Origin of the sequence: Mesorhizobium sp. B2-5-13 (assembly GCF_006440535.1) — a bacterium.
Classification (GTDB): Bacteria; Pseudomonadota; Alphaproteobacteria; order Rhizobiales; family Rhizobiaceae; genus Mesorhizobium; species Mesorhizobium salmacidum.
In genome coordinates, this window is the sequence record NZ_VFUI01000003.1 from 119,567 (window position 1) to 143,955 (window position 24,389).

Sequence of the window (24,389 nt, forward strand, 5' to 3'; positions counted from 1 at the left end):
CCTGACATGACCGCAAATCTCCCAGCCGCGCCCAGCCAGGACACTGCTCCCCGGCAGGCGCTCGTAATGTCCACCATCGCCTTCACCGTCTGCTTCGCGGTGTGGACGATCTTTTCGATCATCGGCGTGCGCATTAAGCAGGATCTCGGGCTGAATGAGACGGAATTCGGCCTGCTCGTCGGCACGCCGATCCTCACCGGTTCCCTCGTGCGCATGGTGCTCGGCGTCTGGACCGACCGCTTTGGCGGGCGGCTGGTCTACACCGCGACCATGCTTGCGGCGGCAATCGCGACCTTCCTGCTGGCTTTTGCGCACACCTACGCGCAGATGCTGGTCGCCGCGCTCGGCGTCGGGCTAGCCGGCGGCTCCTTCGCCGTCGGCGTGTCTTACGTCTCGCGCTTCTTCCCCGCCGGCAAGCAGGGTACGGCCCTCGGCATCTTCGGTGCCGGCAATGTCGGGGCCGCGGTCACCAAGTTCCTGGCGCCGTTCGTGCTTCTTTCCTGGGGGTGGCAGTCGGTTGCGCTGATCTGGGCGGCGGCACTCGTCGTCATGGCTGTCGTCTTCTGGTTCACCACCGGCGACGACCCGGCCATTCGCGAGCGCCGTGCCGGCAAGGCGACACCCGTGAGGAGCTTCTGGCAGGAATTCGCGCCGCTCAAGAACCTGCAGGTCTGGCGCTTCGCCTTCTACTATTTCTTCGCCTTCGGTGCGTTCGTGGCGTTGTCGCTGTGGCTTCCGCGCTATCTGATCGGCGTCTACGGCTTCGGTCTCGCGACCGCCGGCATGATCGGCGCGGCCTATTCAATTCCCGCAAGTGTCTTCCGCGCTTATGGCGGCGTGCTCTCCGACCGGATCGGCGCCCGCACCGTGCTCTATTGGACTTTCGCGGTCAGTGCCGTCGCGACCTTCATTCTGTCTCTCCCCTCGGCAGACTACGTCGTACGCGGCATCAGCGGGCCGATCGCCTTCCATTTCGAGATTGGCCCGCTCGCCTTCATTGCCGTTGCCTGCGTGCTCGGCTTCTTCATGAGCCTTGGCAAGGCCGCCGTCTACAAACACATTCCCGCCTATTATCCACAGAGTGTCGGCGCGGTTGGTGGCGTGGTGGGCATGATCGGCGGTCTCGGTGGCTTTATCCTGCCGATCGCCTTTGGCGCGCTCAACGACCTCACCGGCGTCTGGTCGAGCTGCTTCATGCTGCTCTTCCTGATCGTCGTCACCTGCTTTGCCTGGATGCACTTTTCCATCCGGCGCATGGAGCGCGCGACAGCCGCCGAAGCTCCAGACCTTTCCTACGCCGCAGAGTGACACGGGAGCGGAGTAAGCACATGACCGAAAAACTCGTTATCATCGGCAACGGCATGGCCCCCGGGCGCATGCTGGAGCATCTGCTGGAACAGGCGCCGGGCCGCTACGCCGTCACCATCTTCAACGCCGAGCCGCGCGTGAACTATGACCGCATCATGCTGTCGCCCGTGCTGTCAGGCGAAAAGGCCTATGAGGAAATCATCATCCATGGCGACGGCTGGTACATCAAGCACGGCATCACCCTCTACAAGGGCCACAAGATCGTAGCCATCGACCGCCAAGCGAAGACCGTCACCTCCGATCACGGCGTGACCGAGCCCTACGACAAGCTTGTCATCGCCACCGGCTCGGTGCCGTTCATCATCCCGGTGCCGGGCCACAACCTTCCGGGCGTGCTGACCTATCGCGATCTGGATGACGTCCGCGCGATGATGCTTGCCGCCCAGTCGCGCGCCAAGGCCGTGGTCATCGGCGGCGGCCTGCTCGGGCTCGAGGCCGCGGCCGGGCTGAATTCGCAAGGCATGGATGTCACCGTGCTGCATGTGATGCCGACGCTGATGGAGCGCCAGCTAGATCCGGCCGCCGGCTATCTCCTGCAGCGCGCCGTCGAACAACGCGGCATCAAGGTCATCACCAAAGCCAACACCCAGGCGATCACAGGCAATGGCAAGGTCCAGCAGGTGGAACTCGCCGACGGCACAATCATCCCGGCGACCCTGGTGGTGATGGCGGTCGGCATCAGGCCGAATGCGGCGCTGGCCAAGGATGCAGGCATCGCCGTCAACCGCGGCATCGTCGTCGATGCCGGGATGCGCAGCAACGACCCCGACATCTTCGCGCTCGGCGAGTGCGCCGAGGTGGGCGGCACGGTCTACGGGCTGGTGGCGCCGCTCTACGAGATGGCGCGTGTTGCCGCTCATCAGCTTGCCGGCGACGAGGCCGCCGCCTTCGTCCACATGGACACGCCGACCAAGCTCAAGGTCACCGGCATCGACCTCTTTTCGCTCGGCGACTTCGCCGATGGCGACGACCGCCAGGAGATCGTGCTGCGCGACGCTTCCGCCGGCGTCTACAAACGCCTGGTGCTCAGGGATGATCGCATCATCGGCACCGTGCTCTATGGCGAGACGGCTGACGGCGCCTGGTTCAACGACCTGAAGAAGAAGCAGACCGACATATCGCAAATGCGCGATACGTTGATCTTCGGCCAGTCCTACCAGGGGGGTGCCCCGCTGGACCCTATGGCGGCCGTTGCAGCCTTGCCGGATGATGCGGAAATCTGCGGCTGCAACGGCGTCTGCAAGGGCAAGATCACGGGCGCGATCACGGGCAAGGGCCTGACTTCGCTCGACGACGTCCGCGCCCACACCAAGGCGTCGGCCTCCTGCGGCTCCTGCACAGGGCTGGTCGAAAAGCTGATGGTGCTGACCCTTGGTGACACCTACAACCCGGCCGCGGTGCAGCCTATGTGTTCCTGCACCACGTTCGGCCATGACGAAGTACGCCGGCTGATCAAGGCCAAGCACCTGAAGACCATTCCGGCGGTCATGCAGGAACTGGAGTGGAAGACCTCCTGCGGCTGCGCCAAATGCCGGCCGGCACTCAACTACTATCTCGTCTGCGACTGGCCGGACGAGTATGCCGACGACTACCAGTCGCGCTTCATCAACGAGCGCGTCCACGCCAACATCCAGAAGGATGGCACCTATTCGGTGGTGCCGCGCATGTGGGGCGGCGTGACCAATGCGGCCGAACTGCGCGCCATCGCCGACGTCGTCGACAAATTCGAGATCCCGATGGTCAAGGTCACCGGCGGCCAGCGCATCGACATGCTGGGCATCCGCAAGGAGGACCTGCCGGCGGTGTGGGCCGATCTCGGCCAGGCCGGCTTCGTCTCGGGCCATGCCTATGCCAAGGGCCTGCGCACAGTGAAGACCTGCGTCGGCTCCGACTGGTGCCGCTTCGGCACGCAGGATTCGACCGGGCTCGGCATCCGCATCGAGAAATTCATGTGGGGTTCGTGGACCCCCGCCAAGGTCAAGATGGCGGTATCGGGTTGTCCGCGCAACTGTGCCGAGGCGACCTGCAAGGATGTCGGCGTGATCTGCGTCGACAGTGGTTACGAGATCCACTTCGCCGGTGCCGCCGGTCTCGATATCAAGGGCACGGAAGTGCTCGGCCTGGTCAGGACCGAAGACGAAGCGCTGCAGCACATCGTGGCGCTGACGCAGATGTATCGCGAGCAGGGCCGCTATCTCGAACGCATCTACAAATGGGCCAAGCGCGTCGGCATAGCCGAGGTCAAGCGCCAGATCATGGACGACGGCGAGAAGCGCCAGGCCTACTACGAGCGCTTTGTCTTTTCGCAGAAATTCGCCCAGGTCGATCCGTGGTCCGAGCGCGTCTCCGGCAAGGACAAGCACGAGTTCCGGCCCATGGCCTCGGTCGGGTTTGCGCAGGCGGCGGAGTGACAATCATGAACTGGATCGCGATCGGCACCATCTCCGATATTCCCCGGCGCGGCGCGCGCTGTGTCGCCACACCGCAAGGCAAGATCGCCGTCTTTCGCACGGCGGACGACGAGGTCTTCGCCATCGAGGACCATTGCCCGCACAAGGGCGGACCGCTGAGCCAGGGCATCGTCCATGGCGCGGCCGTGACGTGTCCTCTGCACAATTGGGTGATCTCGCTGGAGACGGGCAAGGCGCTTGGCGCCGACGAGGGCGCCGTGCGCACTATCCCGGTGAAGCGGGAAGGCGAGCGCCTGTTCATCGCGCTGGAAGCGCTGGCCAGCCGCGCGGCCTGAACCATGGAGATTGACGAAGCACGCGAGGTGAGGACCACCTGCCCCTATTGCGGGGTGGGCTGCGGCGTACTGGCAAAGATCGCCACGGACGGGCAGGTGTCCGTCCGTGGCGACCCCGATCATCCGGCGAATTTCGGCCGGCTCTGCTCGAAGGGCTCCGCGCTCGCCGAGACCATCGGCCTCGACGGCCGGCTGCTCCATCCGCAAATCCACGACCACGGCTCGTCTTGGGACGAGGCGCTCGACCTCGTCGCTTCGACCTTCTGCCAAACCATTGCCGAACATGGTCCCGACGCGGTCGCCTTCTACGTCTCCGGCCAGTTGCTGACCGAGGATTACTACCTCGCCAACAAGCTGATGAAGGGTTTTGTCGGCTCGGCCAACATCGACACAAATTCGCGTCTCTGCATGGCGTCCTCGGTCGCCGGCCACCGCCGCGCGTTTGGTTCGGACACCGTGCCGGGAACCTACGAGGATATGGAACTCTCCGATCTCATCGTGCTGGTCGGCTCCAATCTCGCCTGGTGCCATCCGGTGCTTTATCAGCGCATCGCGGCCGCCCGCGAAAAACGGCCCGAGATGAAGGTGGTGCTGGTCGACCCGCGCCGCACCGTGACATCTGACATCGCCGACATGCATCTGGCGATCGCGCCGGATGGCGACGTCGCCCTGTTCACCGGCCTGCTCGCCTGGCTCGGCCAGCACAATGCGCTCGATCGTGCCTATATCACGGCGCATACGTCCGGCTTTGGACAAGCACTGTTCGCCGCCTCGGCGCTCAACCTTGCCGGCGTCGCTGCCGCCACGGGGCTCAGCGAAGACGAGCTCGGCCGTTTCTACAGCCTGTTCGCCAGGACGGAGAAGACAGTCACCGTCTACAGCCAGGGCGTCAACCAGTCGTCCCAGGGCACCGACAAGGTCAATGCGATCATCAACTGCCATCTCGCCACTGGCCGTATCGGAAAACCGGGCGCCGGGCCGTTCTCTGTCACTGGCCAGCCCAACGCCATGGGCGGCCGCGAGGTCGGCGGCATGGCCAATATGCTCGCCGCCCATATGGAGATCGAAAACCCCGAGCATCGCGAACGCGTGCAGCGCTTCTGGAATGCGCCGGCGATTGCAGGGAAACCGGGCCTCAAGGCGGTCGATATGTTCAAGGCGGTTGCCGACGGACGCATCAAGGCGCTGTGGATCATGGCCACCAACCCGGTCGATTCGATGCCGGATGCAGGCGCCGTCGAAGCGGCGATCAAGGCCTGTCCCTTCGTCGTAGTGTCGGACGTGCTGGCCGAGACCGACACGGTCCGCCATGCCCATGTCCGGCTGCCGGCGACGGCCTGGGGCGAGAAGGATGGCACCGTCACCAATTCCGAGCGCCGCATCTCGCGCCAGCGCGCGTTCTTGCCGGTCCCCGGCGAGGCGAGGCCCGACTGGTGGATCATTGCCGAGGTGGCGCGGCGCATGGGCTTTGACGGGGCGTTTGCGCATGAGACGCCGGCGGAAATCTTTGCCGAGCACGCCGCGTTGTCGGCATTCGAGAATGACGGCGAGCGCGATTTCGACATTGGCGCTTATGCTGGTGTCGATAGAGAAGACTACGACGCGCTAGCGCCTTTCCAATGGCCAGGGCCGAGCCCAGGCACCCCCCTCACCCGGACCGGGCACCAATCCATCCGCTTCTTCGCCAACGGCAACTTCTACACGCCCGACCGCAAGGCACGCTTCATCGCCATCCGCCCAACCGTCGAAACCCGCATCACCTCCGACTTCCCGCTCATCCTCAACACCGGCCGCATCCGCGACCACTGGCACACCATGACGCGTACGGGCAAAAGCCCGCGCCTGTCCCAGCACATCGCCGAGCCCTTTGTCGAAATCCACCCAGTGGATGCGCAACGCCACGGCATTGGCGATGCCGACATCGCACGCGTCTCGACCCCGCGCGGCGAGGTGCTGGTCCGCGCGCTGGTGACCACGCGCCAGCGCCGGGGCAGCCTGTTCGCGCCGATGCACTGGACGGACCAATTCGCCGCCAGGGCCCGGCTTGACACGCTCACCGCATCGCTTACCGATCCGGTGTCAGGCCAGCCGGCGTTGAAGCATGTCGCGGCCAGCATCGAGAAATTCACCGCCAGGACCTTCGGCTTTGCCGTGACACGCAAAAGACCCACGACGATGGCCGCCGACTACTGGGCGGTAGCCAGATGCCGGGGCGGCTGGCGGGTCGAGCTTGCCTTTGCCAATGACGATGTCGACTGGACGGCCTTCGCCGGTTCGCTCTTCGATACCGCGGATGCCGAAGTTCTCGCCTATCACGACCGCGAGGCCGGCCAACACCGCATCGCCGCCTTCGATGGCCAGCATCTGACGGGTGCCTTGTTCATCGCGCCAGGTCCGGTCGCGGTGTCGCGCGGCTGGGCGGCCGAGCAGCTCGGCGAGATCCACGCCAGCCAGCATCAGCGCTTCAGGATCGTTGCCGGTCGCGCCGGTGCCGGACGGCCCGATGCAGGCGCGACCGTCTGTTCCTGTTTCAACGTCGGGGTCAACCAGATCACGGCTGCCGCGGCCGCTGGCTGCACCACCGTGGACGCCATCGGCGCCGCGCTGAAGGCAGGCACCAATTGCGGCTCCTGCCGGTCCGAGATTCGCGCGATTATCGCGGCCAACCAGGTTCAGGCCGCCGAGTGAAGGCGACCCGCCAGGCCGGGCTGAACTCCGGCCGGAAGTTGGAATCGAACCTTTCCAGCAGAAATCGACTTCGCGGGTGATGGGGTGAAAGACGCCGCCATGGACCAGCAACCGGCCCCTGCAGGCGACCGTCGCGTGACGCCGCTCGCGTGGCTGGATCCACCGTTCGGCTGACCATTGTTGGGAGGTGTTTTTTCCAAGCCAAAGCAAGCAGTTGGCGAAATGCGCCATGAAATCGTCGCCGTGGATCTGTGGCTCGGCTGGCGCTGTCCTCCGCAATTGGTACGTCTGGACACGCGTGTTGAAGACTGAAAAATGGGGAACGCAACCTCGCCATCCGAATTGATTCAAAGCATCGGGAGATCAGCGCTGAATCTGGAAGACATAGCCGGCCATCCGGCCTTGCACCGCTACGTTCAGGAACAGTCGCAGTCCCTGATCCGCATCTATGAGGAAAGCCCGCGCCTGGCTTCCATCTTTGCCACACAGCAGCGCTGGCTTTTGGGTCATGTCGGCCTTGCCATGCACTTCAGGCGAGACCCGAATGACCGCCGCAAGGAGCTGACCGTATCGCGGTTCATCGAGGTCGTGCACAAGAACGCGGTGGCCAGCCGCAACACGGCGGACGCCTTCATCAAGGAGATGCTGCACTACAACATCGCCGAGTATGTGGCGGGCGGCGACGGCCGCACGCATCCCCTGCAGCCGACAGCGGCCACCATCGAGCGATTCACCGGCTGGGTAACAGCCCATCTGCGCACGCTCGACCACATCGACGGCGGCGACCGGCTGGCCAGATTCCTGGAGCGGCCCGAAATGCTTGCCACGCTGCAGCCGCTGGTGGCTGACGGCCTGCTTGCGTCCAAGCCGGTGCGCGAACCCAACCAGACCTTCTCCCTGTTCATCTGGCTCAACAATGGCGGCATCGTCATGGACTGGCTGATGTCGGGCATCGACCCCGACCACGCCGGCCTGGAGCGGATTCCGACGGGCGTGGTTTCGATAGGTGACTTCGCCAAATGGCTCAAGCTGTCGCGGACCCATCTCGGCCGCAAACTGCGCACGGCGGAGGAACTCGGCAGCATTGGCTGGCTTGGTCAGCGTGGCCATTCGGTGATGTGGGTGTCGCACGGATTCTACGAGGAATACATGACCGTCCAGGCCGCCAAGCTGGCCGTCGTCGACACCGCCTTCAAGGCCTGTTTTCCGGCATCGCAGGGCGACGGCTGAGCAGCGCCGCGCATGAGAGTCATTCCAGGAAACTGTGAAGCGTTTTCCGTCCGGAATTGTACCAGAACAGGTGGATTGACCGGTTCCGCGTTTGCGTGGCTGCGCGACGCCAAGGACCTCGGCAGCGTCGGCTGGCTCGGCCAGCGCCCAGTCACGAAAAGCCGACGCTGGACAGGCGTCAGAGCCTGTCCGGCGTTACTGCCGCGTGTACACCCTCCACCTGTGTCGATTGATGCTCGCCGAGCTTGATCGACACTGATCGCGGGCGGCGTTCTCAATCGATGTCGAATGAGACGCCTTGGGCGAGCGGCAGCGCCTTGGAATAGTTCACCGTGTTGGTGGCGCGGCGCATATAGGCCTTCCATGCATCGGAGCCGCTCTCGCGTCCGCCGCCGGTTTCTTTCTCGCCGCCGAAGGCACCGCCGATTTCGGCGCCTGAGGTGCCGATATTGACATTGGCGATGCCGCAATCCGAACCGTCGACACCGAGAAAGCGCTCGGATTCCTGCAGGTCGCGGGTGAAGATCGATGACGACAAGCCGGCGCCGACCGCATTGTGCTCGTCAAGCACGGCGTCGAAATCCGAATACTTCATCACATAGAGGATCGGCGCGAAGGTTTCTTCCGTTACTGGCGAAACCTGCTTTGGCATTTCGACCAGCGCCGGATGGACATAATAGGCATCCGGATGGCCATTCTCGACCCGTGTCCCGCCGGTCACCTTGCCGCCATGGGCGGTCGCTTCGCTCAGGGCCTTCTGCATGGCATCGAACGCTGCCTTGTCGATCAACGGCCCGACCAGCGACGAGGTCTCCAGCGGATTGCCGACCGAAACGCTCTGATAGGCCTTCTTCAGCCGCGGCACCAAGGCGTCGTAGACGCTGTCATGGACGAACAGGCGGCGCAGCGTCGTGCAGCGCTGGCCAGCCGTGCCCATGGCCCCGAAGGCGATGGCGCGCAGCGCCATGTCGAGATCGGCCGTCGGGCACACGATGCCGGCATTGTTGCCGCCCAGTTCCAGCACCGCTCGTGCAAAACGCTTGGCCAGGCGCGGACCGACATCCCGGCCCATGCGGGTCGAGCCGGTGGCCGAAACCAGCGGCACCTTCGGATGATCGACCAGGATCTCGCCGACGGCACGGTCGCCGATCAGCACCGGCGCCAGGCCTTGCGGTGCGTCCGCGCCGAAGCGCTTGACCGCGCGCTTGAAGATCGCCTCGCAGGCAAGCGCCGTCAGCGGCGTCTTCTCGGAAGGTTTCCATACCACTGCATCGCCGCAGACCAGCGCCAGCGCTGCGTTCCACGACCACACGGCGACCGGGAAGTTGAAAGCCGAGATGACACCAACGACGCCGAGCGGATGCCAGGTTTCCATCATACGGTGGCCGGGACGCTCGGTGGCGATGGTCAGACCGTACAATTGCCGTGAGAGACCGACGGCGAAATCGCAGATGTCGATCATTTCCTGCACTTCACCGAGCCCTTCGGAGGGTATCTTGCCAACCTCGATCGACACCAGCCGGCCCAGCTCGGTCTTGTGCGCGCGCAGTTCTTCGCCCAGCAGCCGAACCAGTTCGCCGCGCTTGGGACCCGGCACCAGCCGCCAGGACTGGAATGCCTGGTGGGCGTCATTAATGGTCTTTGCCGCGTCGACTGGCGAGATCGTCTTCAGCGCCGCGATCTGCTCACCCGTCACCGGGCTGCGCACGATCAGGTCGCCGCCGACAAGCGCCTCCTTGGCCACGCCCAATTTCGCCAGAAGCTCGGCCGTTTCCTTCGCTATCGTCATTTTTGTCCCTTTCAGATCCCGCCGCTCGTGTGGCGTGGGTCAACGTCTTGCGCCATGCCTTCCCGCGCCGTTGCGGCTGGAAGGGGCTATCATGGCGTGCCATTACCTGTTTCAGGGGAAAATCGCCACCCCGGCATGGTCCAAGCCCAGGCTGCACGATTGAGCCAGACGACCCTTGGAGCAGAACTGGCAGAGGGCGCTTAGTCTAGTTTGCCTTTTTCGCCGGCGCGCGCACGGCGCCGTCCTTGATCAGACGGTCGATATGCATGCGGATATGGGCTGCTTCCGCCGCCGTGTTGGCGAGCGCAATGGCGCGGTCGAAGGCAATGCGTGCCTCCTCGCCCCGGTCGAGTTGCATCAAGAGCCCGCCCTTGAGGCCGAAGAAATGGAAATAGCCGGATAGTCTCTGCTCGAGCGGCTCGATCATCGCCAGCGCCGCTTCCGGTCCGCGCACCTTGGCCACCGCGACCGCACGGTTGAGCGTGATGACCGGCGACGGCTGCATCTGTTCGAGCAGGCCGTAAAGCAGGTCGATCTCCACCCAATCCGTGTCCTCGGCCTTCTCGGCCCGCGCGTGGAGCGCCGCGATCGCCGCCTGCACCTGGTAAGGGCCGGGCTTGCGGTGGCGCAGGGCCTTGTCGACCAGCGCCAGCCCTTCGTCGATCATCTTGCGGCTCCACAGGCTTCGATCCTGGTCCTCGAGCAGCACGATCTCGCCATCATCGTCGAAACGTGCCGGTGCGCGTGCGTGCTGCAGGAGAAGCAGCGCCGTCAGCCCCATGATCTCCGGCTCGGTCTGGAACAATCTGAGCAGCAGCCGTGCCAGCCGGATCGCTTCCTCGCACAGAGGCGCGCGGGCCGGCGCCTCGCCGCTGTTGGTCGAATAGCCCTCGTTGAAGATCAGGTAGACCATGGACGCGACCGCCGCGAGCCGCTCGGAGCGCTCGACCGCGCCTGGCGTCTCGAACGGCACGCCGGCGTCCGCGATGCGCGCCTTGGCGCGGGTGATGCGCTGCTCCATCGCGCTCTCGCCGACCAGGAAGGCGCGCGCGATCTGCTTGACGGTGAGGCCGGAGACGACGCGCAGCGCCACTGCGATCTGCTGTGTTGCGGGCAAATCAGGGTGACAGCAGATGAACAGCAGCCGCAGGATGTCGTCGCGGTAATGCGCGCCGTCCAGCCGCTCCGCGATATCGCTCTCGGCGTCTTCCAGATCGGATATCTGGTCTTCCTCTGGCATCGGCGCTTGCTTGGCGCGCTTGCGCACCGCGTCGATGCCGCTGTTGCGGCCGACGAAGATCAGCCATGCCGCCGGATCGCGTGGCGGCCCGTTCTGCGGCCAGTTCTTCAGCGCCTTGAGACAAGCGTCCTGGAAAGCTTCCTCCGCGGTATCGAGATCGCGGAAATAGCGCAGCAGTGCGCCCATCGCTTGTGGGCGGGCAGCGCTGATCGCGGAGCTTATCCAGGCGAATTCGGTCATGCTGGAACCCTGGTTGGATGGAACACCGATACCGGCCGGATCTCATAGGAACCGCCGCTCGGGTTGACCTCGGAAAGCTCGCGGGCGAATTCGACGGCCTCGTCGAGGTCAGCGCAATCGAGCGTATAGAAGCCGAGGAACTGTTCCTTGGTTTCGGCGAACGGCCCGTCGATGACCAGCGATTCGCCTTTCACTTTCCGCAGCGTCGTTGCCGCAGTTGTCGGCAAAAGCCGCGCCACGGGCCCAAGCCGGCCGGCGTTGGCATACTTCTCCTGGACACCGAGCAGGTCGGCCATGACCTTGTCGTCCTGTTCCTTGCTCCAGGAGCAGACGACATCTTCGGAGGCGTAGCAGAGGATGGCATAGAGCATGGAGGGTCCTTTCTGTAGCAAAGGACGAAACAGTAGGGCCGATCCCGACATGGCGTCGATAAAAAAATCGAGACGCCGCGGATTCAGCGGCCGCTGATTGCCGCCGATCGACTCTCCTGCGTCTTCAACCATCTCAGCACGAGCGTTTCCTCCTCATCGAGCCCGTCTATGGATCGCTTGCGCTTGTTGGCTTCCGCCATTTCGGCAAGCAGCCGTCCTTCGCTCCAGGCTTCGAAGACCTGCGGGTGGATATAGCATTTGCGGCAGACCGCGCGCGTATTGCCCAGCCGTTCGGCCACTTTGTCGATGATGTTGTTCATCGCACGCTTTCGCTGTGCCTGGCTTTCAGGCAGTTCCGTCTGTGCAAACAGCGACGCGGCATGGATGGTGCCGCCCCATGTGCGGAAATGCTTCGAACTGAACGCGTCGCCGGCGGCGTCCCGGATATAGCGGTTGACGTCGTCGGAGCGGACCGGGCGTCTGTCGTCTCTCTCGTCGAGATACTGGAACAGTTTCTGGCCCGGCAGGTCCTGCGCGCCCCGAACGATCCCGGCGATGCGGCGGTCCACCAGCTTCAATCTCCATTCCTTGCCGGACTTTCCCTTGAAGGCGAAGCGCAGGCTCGATCCCTTGATGTCGACATGCCGATCGCGCAACGTCGTCAGGCCGAAGCTCTTGTTATCGCGTGCATAGGCCGCGTTGCCGACGCGGATCATCGTGTTGTCGAGCAGCCAGACCACCGCTGCGACGACGCGTTCGAGCGGCAGGCCGTGACGGCGCAAGTCGCTGTCGATTCTGCGCCGAAGGTCCGGCAGGCTTTCGGCAAAAGCGACGAGGCTCGAATATTTGACACCGTCGCGCTCCTCGGCCCATTGCGGGTGATAGCGATACTGCTTGCGCCCCCGCTGATCCCTCCCGGTCGCCTGGATATGCCCATTCGGATCGGGCGAAATCCAGACATCGGTCCAGGCCGGGGGAATGACGATGGCCGCGATGCGCGCCCTGTCGGCATCGGAGACCGCTCTCCCGTCCGGTCCCTTGTAGGCAAATCCCTTGCCAGCCTTCAGCCGGCGGATGCCGGGCTCGGCATCGCTGACATAGGTCAGCGCGGTATCCCGGGCGGAAATCTGTGGTCGATTCTTGGGTACGCTATCACAGTCAGCCAATCGGCTACGCGACGATCCGGTTCTCTGCAGCATGACGGCTCCACGCAAAATGTCCGTAGATAAGCTGCGGGTTGACTGCTGGTTCCACACCCCGTCTGGAAAGCAGGATCCGGTGGCGTCGGCGAGGCAATGCGCTGCATCTGTCGGCGGAAAGGACAGCCGGCGGCGCGCGCCTTTTTTACGCCTTTTCGAGCACCACCGGGATGACGTCGACAGCCTGCTCCCCGACCTGTCCGCCGGTCGTCTTCAGCACGCCGACGATGGGCGCCACATCCGAATAGTCGCGCCCGTAACCGACGGTGATATGGTCGTTGGAAGCCCGCATGCCGTTGGTCGGATCGAACTCCTGCCAGCCGGCATCACGCCCGCACCAGACCTTGACCCAGGCATGCATGGCATCCGCACCTTCCAGCCGCGGCTTGCCCTTGGGCGGAATGGTGCGCAGGAAGCCGCTGACATAGCCGGCCGGAATGCCGAGTCCGCGCAGCCCGGCGATCATGATGTGCGAGAAATCCTGGCAGACGCCCCGCCTCAGCCGAAAGGCATCGCTGGCCAGGGTCCGCACCGTGGTCGCTTCGCCATCATAGGTGAAATCATGGTGGATGCGCTGGCAGAGGCTCATAGCCGTGCCGGCGGTCGAGCCACCGATGCTGTCTTGCGCATAGGTGGTGATCGCCGCATCCATGCCGGCGTGGCCGCTTGCCACCAGGAAGTGATGCGGCGACGCCGGCGCCAGCCACCGCACGGCCGCCAGCTCCCGCCTCAGTCGGCCGATATCGGGCGACACGTCGAGCCCAGGCTCGGGCCGCGACACCGAAACGCGCGCGCTCATCCTTATGTCGAGCGCTTCATGCGCGTCGCGAAACGCGATCGAGGTAACGTTGTTGCCGAAAAAATCGGTAAAGTCGGATCGTTCATTGGGTGCCGGTTCAAAGGACAGCGAAGCGGCGATGACGCGCTGCACGCCGCCAATGGTCGGCGGCAGCACCCGCATCTGATGCCGGCCGCCGCCGGCGGCGGCGGCGTAGTCGTAATGGAGCAGAAGCCGGATGTCGTACAGCATGGCCATTGCTTTCTAGCCGAAATAGGCTTTGGCGAGGCTGTTGTAGAGGCCGCCGATTTCGCTGGCGAGTTCGTTCAGCGCCTTCGTCGTCATGTCAGCCGGCTCCTTGATGGCGATGGCGGTATTGAGCTGCAGGATCTCCTTGGCCGCCGCCGACATGTGCCCCTCGCCGGCGGTCGCCGGCAGCAGCCCTATCTCGGTCTTCAGCCTTTCCAGCTGGAACAGGATGGAGCGCGGATTGAGCGGATCGAGCGCCAGGAGATCGACCACCGTGCGCCGGCCGGCCTGCACCGGATATTGCCGGCGATGGGTCATGACGCTGTCGCCGATCTCCAGCATCATGTCCAGCGCGCCATCTGGCGCCTTGCTGCCGGTCAGTCGGGCCAGCGTGCCGGCGATCTGGATGCCACGCTCCAGCCGCCGGCCGATCTCGAGGAAGCGCCAGCCGGCGAAACGGTACATGTTCTCGTGCAGCAGGCCGGAGAATCCGGCAAGCTTGCGCAGAATGACGGTCATGGCCCGCGTCGCGTCGTCGCCGGGCGCCACGGTGGTGGCGAACCGATGGATCGTCTTCGACAAATCCTTGAGCGCCAGCCAGCCATCCGGCGAGAAACGATCGCGGATCTGGCCGGCGCTGTAGACAGCGCTGTCGAGCATGCCGATCAGCCCTGGCGGGATCGCCGTTTCGACATCGATGCCGAACGGCTCGAGATAGTCCCTGATATCTGCCAGCAGAGGCATGTCGGGATCGGACGTTTCGGCGAGCCGCACATGATAGGCGCGCAGGATGCGCACGGTGTCTTCCGAGCGTTCGATGTAGCGGCCGAGCCAGGTCAGGTTTTCCGCCGCGCGGCTGGGCAGGCTACCTGGCCTGGTGCGGTTGAAGCTGTCGCCCTCCTGCGGCAGCAGCGTCTCGCGCTCGACTGGTCTGTCGCTGACCACCCAGACATCAGCCGCCTGGCCGCCGCGCTGCATGGCGATCGCCGTCGGGTCGAGCGACAGGCCGACGCGGGCGAAACCGCCCGGCATCACCGTCCATCCCTCGGGCGTGCGCGCCAGATAGACGCGCAAGCTCGCCGGCCGGGGTTCCAGCCAGCCGCCGACATAGACGGGTGTCGTCGAAAGTGTCACCGCTTCCTGGCCGACGAAGGCCTCGCCATCGCGTTCGATGCGCGCCACCAGTTCCGCCCGTTCTCCGACCGACAGCGCCGAGCCGAGCTTTGTCTGTCCGTCATCCTCGAAGGCAAGTCTTGTCGACAGCGCCGGGCCGACCACCATTCGGTCGATATTGGCGAGGACATGGGCGCGCTCCGTCCCCTGCCCGCACCACCATGTCACCACACTGGGCAAAAGCAGCTCCTCGCCCCACAATTCGCGCGCGATCTTGGGCAGGAACGCAAGCAGCGCACGCGTCTCCATCAGGCCCGATCCCAGCGCATTGACGGTGGACACCGTACCTTGCCGGATCGCTTCGACCAGGCCCGGCGTGCCGATCTGCGAATCCGGACGCAGTTCGAGAGGATCGGCAAAGGCGGCATCGAGCCGCCGCCACAGCACGCTGATCGGCATCAGGCCCGACACGGTGCGCACCATGAGCCTGCCGCCGGAAACAGTCAGATCCTCGCCTTCGAGCAGCATGATGCCGAGGTAGCGGGCGATATAGGCGTGTTCATAGTAGGTTTCGTTGAGCGGCCCCGGCGTGAGGATGGCGACGCGGCCGTCGCTCTCCTTTGCCATTCCGATCAGCGCATCGCGGAAGCGACGGAAGAAGCCGGCGAGCCGGTGCACATGCATCTCGCCATAGATGTCTGACAGTGCGCGCGTGGTGGCGACCCGGTTCTCCAGCGCGAAGCCGGCGCCCGAAGGCGCCTGGGTGCGGTCGCCAAGCACCCACCAGCGGCCATCGGGCCCGCGGCCGAGCTCGAAGGCGCAGAAGTGCAGGAAATGCCCTCCGGCCGGCCTGGTGCCGACCACGGGCCGCAAATATTCAGGGCTCGCCGCGATCAGCCCTGCCGGCAGGATGCCGTTTTCGACCAGTCGGTTCTGTCCATGGATATCGGCGACAATTTCCTCGAGCAGGTCGGCGCGCTGCACCAGGCCGGCGCTGATCGCCTGCCACTCGCTATCCTCGATGAGCACGGGAATATGCGCCAGCGGCCATTCGCGCTCGTTGGCGCCCGCCTTGTCATAGACGCGGTAGTAAACACCCGCATCGCGCAGATACTGGTCGGCGCGGGCGAAGCGCTGGCCGAGCTTTTCGGCCCCGAGTTCGTCCAGCGCTTCGACAAAATCCTTCCAGACCGGGCGGGGATTGCCCGACGCGTCGACCATCTCGTCGACGACGCCGTCAATCGGCTGGTAGTGCTCCAGCAGGCTATGGGCCTGCGGCTTGCCGCGCACCCTTTTGTGATTCCCCTTTGCCATGTCAGATCACAGTCTTGGCGGACGCCTGAGGTCAAGGGTCATCGGGAAATCTTCCCCCGGCTGTTCTTCACGCAACACATAGCCGGACGGGGTATGGCCGCGCGGTTCGAAGCGGGCGAGCCGCCTTGCCTCGGCCTCGTTGCCATTGACCGGGAAGGTGTCGTAGTTGCGCCCGCCGGGATGGGCGACATGGTAGACGCAGCCGCCGACCGCCCTGCCCGACCAGCGGTCGTAGATGTCGAACACCAGCGGCGTGTTGACCGGCAGTGCCGGATGCAGGCCCGAAGCCGGCTGCCAGGCTTTGAAGCGCACGCCCGCTACCGCGACCTCGCGGTTGTCGGTAGCCCTCATCGGCACGATGCGGCCGTTGCAGACGATCGCATGGCGCTCCGGATTGAGACCTTCGGTCTTGACCTGCAGCCGTTCGACCGAGGAATCGACGAAACGCACCGTGCCGCCGATCGCGCCCTGCTCGCCCATGACATGCCATGGCTCCAGCGCTTGCCTGAGCTCCAGCTTGATGCCCGCATGCTGGACTTCGCCGCAGAAGGGAAAGCGGAATTCGAGCTGGGCGTCGAACCATTCGGGCCGGAACTCGAAACCATTGAGCTTGAGGTCGTCGAGCACATCGAGAAAGTCCGCCCAGACATAGTGCGGCAGCATGAAGCGGTCATGCAGCGAAGTGCCCCAGCGCACGAAGCGTCCGTCGAGCGGGTCCTTCCAGGCGCGTGCGATGATGGCCCGCACCAGCAATTGCTGCGCCAGAGACATGCGCGCATTGGGTGGCATCTCGAATCCACGGAATTCGACAAGGCCAAGCCGACCGGTCGGTCCATCGGGCGAGAACAGCTTGTCGATGCAGATTTCCGAGCGATGCGTATTGCCGGTGACGTCGGTCAACAGATTGCGGAACAGGCGGTCGACCAGCCATGGCAAGGGTGCGGCCCCCTGGTCGGGATGCGGCACCTGCGCCATGGCGATCTCGAGCTCATAGAGCGAATCGTGCCGCGCCTCATCGAAACGTGGCGCCTGGCTGGTCGGCCCGATGAACAGGCCGGAGAACAGATAGGACAACGAGGGACGCCGTTGCCATTGCAGCACCAGGCTCTTCAGCAGGTCGGGCCGGCGCAGGAACGGACTGTCATTGGGCGTGGCGCCACCGACCACGACATGGTTGCCGCCGCCGGTACCGGTGTGGCGGCCATCGATCATGAACTTGTCGGCGCCAAGCCGCGTCTGCCGCGCCTCGTCATAGATCGCCGTCGTCGTCGCCACGCAATCCTGCCAATTCGAGGCGGGATGGATGTTGACTTCGATGACGCCGGGGTCGGGTGCCACGCGGATGACGTTGAGGCGCGGGTCCTGCGGCGGGCCGTAGCCCTCGATATGCACGGGAAGGCCAATCGCCTTTGCCGCGTTCTCGGCAGCGGCGACGAGTTCGAGATAGTCTTCCAGCGCCTCGACCGGCGGCATGAAAACGCACAGCCTGCCGTCACGCGGTTCGACCGAAAGTGCCGTGCGCACCGCGCCGCCGATCTCGGTGATCTCCTGCTCGACCCGCTCCTGCTGGCCGGTCGCCGCCGTGAACGACACCGCCTGCTGGCGGCGGGCCATTTCGTCGGCACCTTCCAGTTCGGCCGGAGCCGCCGCAGGCAAGATTGCTTCCCGCACGGGCAGCGGGCCACGCGGCAGCGACGGATCGACAGGCACGATGTAGGGGAACTGCGCGGGCGGCACATGAGGAAGCGTTCCCAGCGGCAAGCGGTAGCCGACCGGGGAATCGCCCGGCACCAGGAACAGCCGGCCGCGCCGCGTCGTCCACCTCTCCGAACGCCAGCGCGGATCGGACGCCTGGCTGTTCCAGCGCTGCACTGGCAGCACATAGCCGGACGGCTTGGTCAGCCCGCGCTCGAAGACGCGCGCCATGCGGCTGCGTTCCTCGGGGTTTTCCAGCTTGGAGTTGGACGGGTCGACATTCTCGGGCAGCTTGCCTTCCTTGAGCAGCCATTCGGCCGGATCCTCATAGGCTTCACTGACCATGGACGTGTCGATGCCGAGCTCGCCGGCGATCGCCGTCAGCAGGCTTTCGGCCTGTTTCGGCCCGACATCAGCCGAGCTTTTCTCCGGCGCGATCAGCGACGGATCGCTCCACACCGGCTCGCCGTCGGCGCGCCAAAAGAGTGAGAAGGTCCAGCGCGGCAGGCTTTCACCGGGATACCATTTGCCTTGGCCGTAGTGGAGAAAGCCGCCGGGCGCGAAGCGCTCGCGCAGTTTTCTGATCAGCGCGTCGGCTTTTTCACGCTTGCTCGGCCCGACGGCGGCGGTGTTCCACTCGGCGGCCTCGAAATCGTCGATCGACACGAAGGTCGGTTCGCCGCCCATGGTCAGCCGCACATCCCCGGCCGCGAGCGCGGCATCGACCTTGTTGCCGAGCGCGTCGAGCGCCTGCCAGCTTTCATCCGAGAACGGCTTGGTGATGCGCGGATGTTCGGCGATGCGATCGACCCGCATCTCGAAGCCGAACTCGACATTGGCAAAGCTCGCCATGCCTGAAATGGGTGCCGCATTGCGGAAATGCGGCGTGGCGGCCAGCGGCACATGGCTCTCGCCGGTGAGCAGGCCGGAAGTCGGGTCGAAACCGATCCAGCCGGCACCGGGAAGATAGACCTCGCACCAGGCATGCAGGTCGGTGAAATCGACTGATGTGCCGGCCGGCCCGTCCAGCGCGACCAGGTCGGGCTTGAGCTGGATCAGATAGCCCGAGACGAAGCGCGCGGCGACGCCGAGATTGCGCAGGATCTGCACCAGAAGCCAACTCGAATCCCGGCAGGAGCCCTTGGCCGCCGCCAGCGTTTCCTCCGGTGAGAAGACGCCGGTCTCCATGCGCACGATGTAGGCGATCTCGCGCTGCAGGCGCGCATTGAGGTCGACGAGGAAATTGACCGTGTTCGGCGCGCTGCGGTCGACAGTTTCCAGGAAAGCCGAGAGAAGCGGCCCCGCCGGCTCCGGTGCCCGGTAGATGGCCAGATCAGCCCTGATTTCCTCGGGATAATCGAACGGGAACGCCTCCGCCGACGGTTCGACGAAGAAGTCGAACGGATTGTAGACCGTCATGTCGGCGACGAGATCGACCTCGATCTTCAGCTCCGTCACCGGCTCGGGAAAGACAAAACGGGCGAGGAAGTTGCCGTAGGGGTCTTGCTGCAGATTGACGAAGTGGTTCGCCGGCTCGACCTTGAGCGAATGGCTCAACACCTTGGTGCGGGAATGCGGTGCTGGCTGAAGCCTGATCACCTGGGGACCCAGAACCACCGGCCGGTCGTATTTGTAGTGGGTCAGGTGGTAGACGGCTGCCAGAATTGCCATGGGGCCCCGGAATTCAGCGTTTCAAACGATTTCGCTGAACCCTGACACATCCGGCCGCCATTCTCCAAGCGGATGTTGCGGTGCACCTAAATTAAACGGCTATCGAACGGTCAGAAGAACGCCTGTATCCCCGTCTGCGCCCGTCCCAGGATCAGCGCGTGCACGTCATGCGTGCCCTCATAGGTGTTGACGGTCTCCAAATTCTGCGCGTGGCGCATGACGTGGTAGCCGATCTGGATACCGTTGCCGCCATGCATGTCGCGGGCCTGGCGGGCGATGTCGAGCGCCTTGCCGCAATTGTTGCGCTTGACGATCGAGATCATTTCCGGCGCCATTTTGCCTTCATCGAGCAGACGCCCGACGCGCAACGAAGCCTGCAGCCCCAAAGCGATCTCGGTCTGCATATCGGCGAGCTTCTTCTGGTAGAGCTGCGTGCCAGCCAGCGGCTTGCCGAACTGCTTGCGGTCGAGGCCATACTGGCGAGCGCGATGCCAGCAATCTTCCGCCGCGCCCATCGAGCCCCAGGAAATGCCGTAGCGGGCCCGGTTGAGGCAACCGAACGGTCCGCCGAGCCCCTTGGCGTTGGGCAGCAATGCTTCCTCGCCGACCTCGACGCCTTCCATCACCACTTCACCGGTGATCGACGCCCGCAGCGACAGCTTGCCCCCAATCTTCGGCGCCGACAGCCCCTTCATGCCTTTTTCCAGCACGAAACCGCGGATCTCGTCCTTGCCGTTCTCGCCCTTCAACTTCGCCCAGACGACGAACACGTCGGCGACCGGCGCATTGGAAATCCACATCTTGGAGCCGGTCAGCTTATAGCCGCTGGCGGTCTTTTCCGCGCGCGTCTTCATGCCGCCGGGGTCGGAGCCGGCATCCGGCTCGGTCAGGCCGAAGCAGCCGATCCATTCGCCGCTGGCGAGCTTCGGCAGGTACTTCTTGCGTTGTTCATCCGAGCCATAGGCGTAAATCGGATACATCACCAGCGATGACTGCACCGACATCATCGAGCGATAGCCGGAATCGACGCGTTCGACTTCCCGTGCCACCAGCCCGTAGGTCACATAGTTGGCGCCGAGGCCACCGAACTCCTCCGGGATGTTGATGCCGAGCAGGCCAGCCTCGCCCATCTCGCGGAAGATAGCCGTGTCGAAAGTCTCGTTGAGATACGCCTCCTCGATGCGCGGCGCGAGCTTGTCGGCGGCAAAGGCCGCCGCGCCGTCGCGCACCATGCGTTCGTCTTCCGAAAGCTGGCCCTCGATCAGGAACGGGTCTTCCCAGACGAATGCATTCTTGTCGGCGGCCATGGCTTGATCCTCAGAAGGGTGAAGCCCGGCTTATCGGCCCGTGGCCTGAAAAAATCAAACGAAATTGCTTCACCGATCAATGAGCGTTAGGAATGGATCATGAGTGTCCAGCGTCGCCTTTTACCCAACATCAGCGCCCTTGCCGCCTTCGAGGCGGTGGCCCGGCTTGGCAGTTTCACCGCTGCCGCCCAGGAACTGGATCTAACCCAGGGCGCCGTCAGCCGGCAGATCAGCTTGCTGGAAGATCAGTTCGGCCGCCGATTGTTCGAGCGCGACAGCCGCAACGTCCGCCTGTCGACGGCAGGCGAAATCTACGCCGAGGCGGTACGTTCGGCGCTTGGCCAATTGCGCGACGCAGCGCTTGGATTGATGAGCAATCGGCATAGCGGCATCCTGAACCTGGCCATATTGCCGACCTTCGGCACGCGCTGGCTGATGCCGATGATACCCAATTTCGTCGAAAGCAATCCCGACATCACCATCAACTTCGTCACGCGCGTCGGCCGGTTCGACTTCGCCAGGGAGAGGTTGGATGCAGCCATCCACTACGGCCTGCCGGACTGGCCGGACGCCGACTCGACACTGCTGGTGCGTGAGACGGTGGCACCGGTGGTGTCGCCCGAGTTCCTCGCCGGCCGCGCCATCGCCACGCCGGCCGACATCGGTCGTTTGCCGCTGCTGCACATGACGACGCGCCCCGGCGCCTGGACGGAATGGTTCGAGCATCAGGGACTGAGCGCGCCGACCGGGCCGGGCATGCAGTTCGAGCAGTTCGGCACCGCCGCCCAGGCTTGCATGGCGGGGCTCGGCGTGGCGCTGTTGCCGCTGCTCCTCATCGCTGGCGAATTACAGCGCGGCCAGCTTGTGCCAGCACCCGGCCAGCCGATGCAAAGCCGCAGCGCCTATTACCTCGTCATTCCCCACGACAAGCGCGGCTATCCACCGGTTGCCAGCTTTCGAGATTGGCTGCTAGGCCAGCTCGAGAAGGAGCCGGCTGTTCTGGCGTGGTAGCTATTTCCGCTTCAGTGCGTCCGCCAGCGCAGCGCCGAACGCACCTTGCTGTGCCGGCCGCTCGGGCTGGCGCTGCGGCGCCGGCGAGCGTGGCGCCGGCCTGCCGCCGCCATTGTCGCGCGGCCCGCTCCTCGGCGCGCCGCCCTCACCGGCATCCCTACGCATAGAGAGCGCGATGCGCTTGCGCTTGATGTCGACATCGACGACGCGCACCTTCACCACGTCGCCGGCCTTGACCACCTCATGCGCGTCCTTGATAAAACGGTCGGCCAGTTGCGAGACATGCACCAGCCCGTCCTGGTGGACGCCAATATCGACGAAGGCGCCAAACGCCGCCACGTTGGTAACGGTGCCTTCCAGCAGCATGCCGGGCTTCAAATCCTTGATGTCGTCGATGCCATCGGCGAAGGTCGCGGTCTTGAAGCCGGGGCGCGGGTCGCGGCCGGGCTTTTCCAGCTCGGCAAGAATATCGCGCACCGTCGGCAGGCCGAAACGCTCGTCGACGAAGACGCGCGGGTCGAGCGCCTTCAGCGCGGCGCTGTCGCCCATCAGCGAACGCACATCGCGGCCGCAGGCGGCGACGATCTTCTTGGCCACCCCATAGGCTTCCGGATGCACCGACGAGGCATCGAGCGGCTCACTGCCATTGGCAATGCGCAGGAAGCCGGCGGACTGTTCGAACGCGCGCGGCCCAAGCCGCGCCACCTTCAGCAGGTCCTTGCGGCTGGCGAACGGGCCGGTCGCATCGCGATGCGCGACGATCGCCTCGGCAAGCGACGCCCCGAGGCCCGAAACGCGCGCCAGCAAGGGCGCCGAGGCGGTATTGAGGTCGACACCGACCGCGTTGACGGCGTCCTCGACGACAGCCTCCAGCGAACGGCCGAGCCGGTATTGGTCGACATCGTGCTGATACTGACCGACACCGATGGATTTCGGCTCGATCTTGACCAATTCGGCTAGCGGATCCTGCAGGCGCCGCGCGATCGACACCGCGCCGCGCAGCGACACGTCAAGGCCGGGAAATTCCGCCGCCGCCGTCGCCGAGGCCGAATAGACCGAGGCACCCGCCTCGCTGACGATAACCTTGAGCGGCTTCGGGCCTGAACCCGCTGGCATGTCCGACAGCATGTCCGCCACCAGCTTCTCCGTTTCGCGGCTACCGGTGCCGTTGCCGATCGAGATCAGCTCGACCTTGTGCTGGCGGATCAGCGCGGCAAGCTCGGCCTGCGTGCCGCGCACATCGTTCCGCGGCGGGAACGGATAGACCGTCGTCGTCGCCAGCAGCTTGCCGGTGCCGTCGACCACCGCAACCTTCACGCCGGTGCGGATGCCGGGATCGAGCCCCATCGTCGGCCGCGAGCCGGCGGGAGCCGCGAGCAGCAAATCCTTCAGGTTGCGGGCAAAGACATGGATCGCCTCTTCCTCGGCCCGCTCGCGCAGGTCGCGCATCAGATCGAGCGTCAGGTGCAACGACAGTTTTATCCGCCAGGTCCAGCCGGCGACCTCCATCAGCCAGCGGTCGCCCGGCAGGCTGGCGCCGATGGCGTAGGCATTGGCGATCATCCGCTCGACCGGCTTCACCGGTGAGACATCGTCGGCGTCGACCTCGATATCGAGCGACAGCACCTCTTCATTGCGGCCGCGCAGCATGGCCAGCGCGCGGTGGCTTGGCGCCGTGGACCAACGCTCGACATGGTCGAAATAGTCCGAGAATTTCGCGCCGGCCTCCTGCTTGCCGTCGACCACCCTGGCGCGCAGGAAGGCGCGCTCCTTCATGTAGCCACGCAGCTTGCCGACCAGATCGGCATTTTCCGCGAACTGCTCCGACAGGATGTCGCGCGCGCCATCGAGCGCCGCCTTGGTGTCGGCCACCTCTTCGGTGACATAGGCGAGCGCGACTTCCGCGGGCACCAACGAGCGGTCGTTGAGAATGGCTTCGGCGAGCGGCCCCAGCCCGCGCTCCCTGGCGATCTCGGCCTTGGTGCGGCGCTTCGGCTTGTAGGGTAGGTAGATGTCTTCGAGTTCCGCCTTGGTGGCCACCGCCCCGATCTTCGCTTCGAGGTCTGGCGTAAGCTTGCCCTGCTCGCGGATCGAACCCAGGATGGTGTCACGGCGGGCGTCGAGTTCGCGCAGATAGACGAGACGCTCGGCAAGGTCGCGCAGCTGCGTGTCGTCCAGCCCGCCGGTCACCTCCTTGCGGTAGCGTGCCACGAATGGCACCGTCGCCCCCTCATCGAGCAGTCCGATCGCCGCGGCCGCCTGTTCGGGCCGCGCCTTGATTTCGGCTGCGATGATGGCTGCGATGCGCTTGATGTCGGATGCCATGTCGTTCCCACTCTCGTCGAAAAGAGCGGCGACCATAGGCGCAGAGATCAGGTCC

Annotated in this window: 15 protein-coding genes; 6 read left to right on the plus strand and 9 right to left on the minus strand. The window is 64.8% G+C overall.

From position 1 onward, the window contains the following. Nucleotides 1-6: 6 nt before the first annotated feature. From FJ434_RS06735 to FJ434_RS06755, 5 genes are all read left to right on the plus strand, one after another. Nucleotides 7-1,308, plus strand: a complete 1,302-nt coding sequence (locus FJ434_RS06735; protein WP_140745493.1) for a nitrate/nitrite transporter — start codon at nucleotides 7-9, stop codon at nucleotides 1,306-1,308. A gap of 20 nt (nucleotides 1,309-1,328) precedes the next feature. Continuing rightward, nucleotides 1,329-3,779, plus strand: coding sequence for a nitrite reductase large subunit NirB (nirB, locus tag FJ434_RS06740; protein ID WP_140745491.1), 2,451 nt, complete (start codon nucleotides 1,329-1,331; stop codon nucleotides 3,777-3,779). Between the two features lie 5 nt (nucleotides 3,780-3,784). Next, on the plus strand, nucleotides 3,785-4,114 hold the full coding sequence (nirD, locus tag FJ434_RS06745; RefSeq protein WP_140504078.1) for a nitrite reductase small subunit NirD: 330 nt from the start codon (nucleotides 3,785-3,787) through the stop codon (nucleotides 4,112-4,114). A gap of 3 nt (nucleotides 4,115-4,117) precedes the next feature. Further along, complete coding sequence (locus FJ434_RS06750) at nucleotides 4,118-6,802, plus strand: nitrate reductase (RefSeq protein ID WP_140745489.1); 2,685 nt, start codon at nucleotides 4,118-4,120, stop codon at nucleotides 6,800-6,802. 315 nt (nucleotides 6,803-7,117) lie between these two features. Next, complete coding sequence (locus FJ434_RS06755) at nucleotides 7,118-8,032, plus strand: hypothetical protein (RefSeq protein ID WP_140745487.1); 915 nt, start codon at nucleotides 7,118-7,120, stop codon at nucleotides 8,030-8,032. 274 nt (nucleotides 8,033-8,306) lie between these two features. On the opposite strand, the gene FJ434_RS06760 is transcribed toward FJ434_RS06755, so the two are convergent. From FJ434_RS06760 to FJ434_RS06795, 8 genes are all read right to left on the minus strand, one after another. Next, nucleotides 8,307-9,821 carry an aldehyde dehydrogenase family protein gene (locus FJ434_RS06760; protein ID WP_140504081.1) on the minus strand — a complete coding sequence of 505 codons (1,515 nt, stop codon included), beginning with the start codon at nucleotides 9,819-9,821 and terminating at the stop codon, nucleotides 8,307-8,309. Between the two features lie 205 nt (nucleotides 9,822-10,026). Further along, the gene (locus FJ434_RS06765) at nucleotides 10,027-11,301 is read right to left on the minus strand and encodes an RNA polymerase sigma factor (protein ID WP_140504083.1); all 1,275 of its coding nucleotides are present in this window, start codon (nucleotides 11,299-11,301) and stop codon (nucleotides 10,027-10,029) included. Further along, nucleotides 11,298-11,672: a YciI family protein gene (locus FJ434_RS06770; RefSeq protein WP_015315946.1), complete on the minus strand. Its 375-nt coding sequence runs from the start codon at nucleotides 11,670-11,672 to the stop codon at nucleotides 11,298-11,300. The genes FJ434_RS06765 and FJ434_RS06770 overlap by 4 nt, the downstream gene beginning before the upstream one ends. Before the next feature lie 83 nt (nucleotides 11,673-11,755). Next, nucleotides 11,756-12,871, minus strand: a complete 1,116-nt coding sequence (locus FJ434_RS06775) for a DNA topoisomerase IB (protein ID WP_140745485.1) — start codon at nucleotides 12,869-12,871, stop codon at nucleotides 11,756-11,758. Between the two features lie 145 nt (nucleotides 12,872-13,016). Then, on the minus strand, nucleotides 13,017-13,901 hold the full coding sequence (locus FJ434_RS06780; protein WP_140745483.1) for a transglutaminase family protein: 885 nt from the start codon (nucleotides 13,899-13,901) through the stop codon (nucleotides 13,017-13,019). A 12-nt stretch (nucleotides 13,902-13,913) separates the two neighbouring features. Then, complete coding sequence (locus FJ434_RS06785; protein ID WP_140745481.1) at nucleotides 13,914-16,325, minus strand: circularly permuted type 2 ATP-grasp protein; 2,412 nt, start codon at nucleotides 16,323-16,325, stop codon at nucleotides 13,914-13,916. 6 nt (nucleotides 16,326-16,331) lie between these two features. After that, entirely contained in the window at nucleotides 16,332-19,691 is a 3,360-nt protein-coding gene (locus FJ434_RS06790; protein WP_140745478.1) for a transglutaminase family protein, read from the minus strand. Nucleotides 19,692-19,801: 110 nt separating this feature from the next. After that, on the minus strand, nucleotides 19,802-20,998 hold the full coding sequence (locus FJ434_RS06795) for an acyl-CoA dehydrogenase (protein ID WP_140504092.1): 1,197 nt from the start codon (nucleotides 20,996-20,998) through the stop codon (nucleotides 19,802-19,804). Nucleotides 20,999-21,097: 99 nt separating this feature from the next. Here FJ434_RS06795 and FJ434_RS06800 point away from each other — a divergent pair, with 99 nt between their 5' ends. Then, nucleotides 21,098-22,009 carry a LysR family transcriptional regulator gene (locus FJ434_RS06800; protein ID WP_140504094.1) on the plus strand — a complete coding sequence of 304 codons (912 nt, stop codon included), beginning with the start codon at nucleotides 21,098-21,100 and terminating at the stop codon, nucleotides 22,007-22,009. Here FJ434_RS06800 and FJ434_RS06805 read toward each other — a convergent pair whose 3' ends face one another. Next, a complete protein-coding gene (locus tag FJ434_RS06805; RefSeq protein WP_140504095.1) occupies nucleotides 22,010-24,334 on the minus strand; it encodes a Tex family protein in 2,325 nt (774 codons plus the stop codon). Nucleotides 24,335-24,389 lie beyond the last annotated feature (55 nt).